Annotated in this window: 4 protein-coding genes; 2 read left to right on the top strand and 2 right to left on the bottom strand. The window is 41.1% G+C overall.

What is annotated here, in order from left to right; genetic code table 11:
• A partial coding sequence (locus tag VIN08_RS20015) for a glycerate kinase (protein ID WP_331968788.1) occupies window positions 1-690 on the top strand: 690 nt, incomplete at its 5' end.
• 124 nt (window positions 691-814) lie between these two features.
• Window positions 815-2,146 carry a signal recognition particle protein gene (gene ffh, locus VIN08_RS20010; protein ID WP_331968785.1) on the top strand — a complete coding sequence of 444 codons (1,332 nt, stop codon included), beginning with the start codon at window positions 815-817 and terminating at the stop codon, window positions 2,144-2,146.
• Window positions 2,147-2,347: 201 nt separating this feature from the next.
• On the opposite strand, the gene VIN08_RS20005 is transcribed toward ffh, so the two are convergent.
• Both VIN08_RS20005 and VIN08_RS20000 read right to left on the bottom strand, forming a co-directional pair.
• On the bottom strand, window positions 2,348-2,797 hold the full coding sequence (locus VIN08_RS20005) for a hypothetical protein (RefSeq protein ID WP_331968782.1): 450 nt from the start codon (window positions 2,795-2,797) through the stop codon (window positions 2,348-2,350).
• Window positions 2,798-3,302: 505 nt separating this feature from the next.
• Window positions 3,303-3,608 carry a hypothetical protein gene (locus tag VIN08_RS20000; protein ID WP_331968779.1) on the bottom strand — a complete coding sequence of 102 codons (306 nt, stop codon included), beginning with the start codon at window positions 3,606-3,608 and terminating at the stop codon, window positions 3,303-3,305.
• Window positions 3,609-3,829 lie beyond the last annotated feature (221 nt).

Raw genomic sequence — 3,829 nt, 5'->3', positions numbered from 1 at the left:
AGTGCTTTAGGCGTAAAGTTCTTTTCAAGCGCTGATAAATTACTGGAACCTGTAGGAAGAAATTTATCCTCTATCCATCGAATCGATGCCACGCAACTTCACCCGCGCATAGCCGATGTACACATGACTATATTTTGTGATGTAGATAACCCGTTACATGGTCCGCAGGGAGCAGCTAATATTTTCGCACCACAAAAAGGAGCGGATAGTGCAATGGTTGCTCTGCTGGACGATGGTCTTCAACATTATCAATCTATACTGGAAAGAACTTTTGATAAGCCGGTAAATTTTCCGGGAGCAGGTGCCGGTGGCGGATTGCCCGCATCGTTGAAAGCCTTTACCAATCTCACCGTTCGGCCCGGAATGGATTTCATCATTGAATATACCCGGCTCGAAGAGCAAGTACACCAGGCAGATGTGATCATCACCGGTGAAGGCAAAGTAGATGAACAGACCTTATCCGGAAAAGTAGTGAGTGGCGTAGCTCAACTGGCGCGCAGGTATAATAAACCCCTTATCGTGATTGCTGGTAAATGTGAACTGTCGCCCGAGCAGGTAACAAAGCTGGGCATCCAAAAGGTGATCACACTCATCAACACATCTTTAACAGAAGATTACGCCATAAAAAACGCCTCCTCACTACTAAAACAACGCATTCTGGAAAATCTGGAAGCATTTTTCATCTCCTGAAAAGTCCATTTGCATCCCTCTCTGTGACGCCTTAACTTTGCACCCTTAGTAAAATTTTTCTGCTGGTATTCTGCGTTAATCCGCGAGATCTGCGGGAGATAAATTTCAACAGACATTCAACACCATGTTCGATAATTTAAGTTTAAAGCTGGACAAAGCCTTTCAAAACCTGAAAGGTCAGGGACGCATCACCGAGATCAACGTTGCCTCTACTGTAAAAGAGATTCGTAAGGCCCTCATTGATGCTGACGTTAACTATAAAGTTGCCAAAGAAGTAACGGACGAGATCAAGGAAAAAGCAATGGGTCAGGATGTACTCACGGCTATCTCTCCCAGTCAGTTGCTGGTAAAAATTACCAATGATGAACTCACCGGCCTGATGGGTGGCCAGAGTGAAGATATCAAGATCGATGGCAATCCGGCTATCATTCTTATTGCCGGTTTGCAAGGTTCGGGTAAAACAACCTTCTCCGGTAAACTTGCCAACTACCTGAAACGCCAGGGACGTTCGGTATTATTAACAGCCTGCGATATATACCGCCCCGCTGCGATCGACCAGTTGAAAGTACTTGGTGAGCAAGTGGGTGTTGAAGTATATGCCGAGCCTGAGAATAAAGATGCTGTGAAGATAGCGAAAGCTGCGATCGATCACGCCAAGAAAAATAATCACCGTGTTGTTATAGTCGATACAGCCGGTCGTCTCGCAGTGGATGAGGAGATGATGAATGAGATCGCCCGACTGAAAGAAGCGCTCAATCCTTCTGAAACATTGTTTGTGGTTGACTCCATGACGGGTCAGGATGCTGTGAACACAGCGAAAGCTTTCAACGACCGACTCAACTTCAACGGTGTTGTACTCACCAAGCTTGATGGTGATACACGTGGTGGTGCTGCTCTTTCGATTCGCAGAGTGGTAGACAAGCCTATCAAGTTTGTAAGCACAGGCGAGAAGATGGAAGCAATAGATCGCTTCTATCCCGATCGTATGGCGAGTCGTATCCTCGGCATGGGTGACGTGGTAACACTCGTTGAAAAAGCTCAACAAGCTTTCGACCAGGAAGAAGCTGCGCGACTCAACAAGAAAATTCGCAAGAACCAATTCGACTTCAACGACTTCCTCTCTCAACTCGAGCAAGTGAAGAAGATGGGTAACATGAAAGATCTGTTAGGCATGATACCCGGTATGGGCAAAGCCATAAAAGATGTAGATATAGACGACAACTCTTTCAAACCCGTAGAAGCCATTATCCGCTCCATGACATTACAAGAGCGCGAAAATCCAGACCTCATCAATGGCAGTCGCAAAGATCGCATTGCTAAAGGAAGCGGCACCTCTATACAACAGGTAAACCAACTCCTCAAACAATTCAGCGACATGCGCAAAATGATGAAGACCATGAACAAAATGGGCGGAGGCAAACGCGCACTCTCTGCTTTGAATCCGTTTGGAAGATAAAGATTTTGTTTCTCATCCCGATGGCTATCGGGATTGATTTACACAGATATATACCTATAAATAAAAAACCGCTGCTATTCAATGTGAATGGCAGCGGTTTTTTTAGTACCTTCTAATCCTCCTATAGTGGATCGACAATTTCACACTGGCCTAATTCGACCTTTCTAATATATAAAGTGACTCCTTGAAGAGGATTAAAAGTCATTTAATATTAGAACATTCCTTACAATTTATTTTAACCGTAAGCCCATGTTCACCAAGAAGTTCTAATAGTTTCTTGCAGGATATTTCTCTTTCAACTCCATCTTGACTTAAATAGATATTGTAACATTTTTCTTCATAATGGTAATAGCAATACGCTGTGACCACAACTGAATCTTCTACAAATTGAAAATTATCTTGTTCAATCTCAAGGCCGAACCAGCTAGTGGTAAGCAATTTCATAGCGTGGCGAGGATAACTTCTCGATTCGTTATACCAAAACAAATAATCACTTGTCTGGAAACTCTCTTCGATAAGAGGAACGCCCAGTTCTCTGCGAGTATCATTAAACGATCTTCCAAATCTAATATACCCAACATTCTTTTGGTAAATCGCCAGCAAAACAAAAACAATTAATGCAATCAATACAAGTATAAATGGCTTTTTCATAGTCGACCCAATTCCAAGAAAACATACACATATACATAGCCAGGTTCCTTGATAGTAACCTGCTTACTGAGCAATTGATGTTGTGCTTTGGTAACCGAACCTATCTCTTGAACATAGTCGGATGACAGTTGTTGAAAAGCTAAGTCAATCAAGTTATAGTCTTTATCAAACACAAGAATGGATTTACAACATCACACCGGCCTATTTCGGCCTTTCTAATACATGAAAAAAAACCCCTTTAAGAGGATCAAAGTCATTTATATTAGAACACTCCTTACAATTTATTTAACTGTAAGCCCATATTCATCAAGAAGTTCTAATAGTTTTCACAGGATATTTCCCTTTCAACTCCATTTTGACTTAAATCCACTGATGGTCTTACTCATAGATTTTTGTTTTTCCTCCCGATAGCTATCGTGACAGACATATACTTATAATGAAAATCGCTGCTATTCAGAGATGAGTAGCAGCGGTTTTCATTTATAGGTAGTTTCATCCCTCGTTTTTATCGCTTCTTATATCGCTTTAACAAATATCGATACATGATATACCAGAAAAGTAAAAACACACCTATTTGAACGATAAAAGCAAACATACCAGCACCTTTCCCTCCTCCATACAAAATACCAAAGCCTATAAAACAAACAGGTATCGTTACTACGTCAACCAATAATATTATTATAGAAAGAATCTCATTTTTCATAGCACTTGAAGTCGATGCAAATAGTGCAACTGTTCCGATCCCTACATAAAGCACAGATATGTAAAATGAGTTTTTACGCGCAAGTTCTTCAGCCTCTTCTATCTCCATTATTCTGTTCAGGTTTAGATGGTTTATTTATAACACCAACATTACTTATTCCATACCACGTACCTATATCAAATGCTGCGTTAGGATCTGCAAGTTATTATTTTAAAAGGATACAAAACAGAACATCTTCACTGGCCATAACAAAAGAACCCAGCACACAAGCCGGGTTCTTTCAAACATTCACTATCTAAAAACTACTATTTTTTTACCAACCGTTTATA

This window comes from Ohtaekwangia sp., from assembly GCF_036568665.1.
Classification (GTDB): domain Bacteria; phylum Bacteroidota; class Bacteroidia; order Cytophagales; family Cyclobacteriaceae; genus Ohtaekwangia.
Note: the sequence above shows the minus strand (reverse complement) of the source record. Positions and strands in the feature narration are given on the sequence as shown.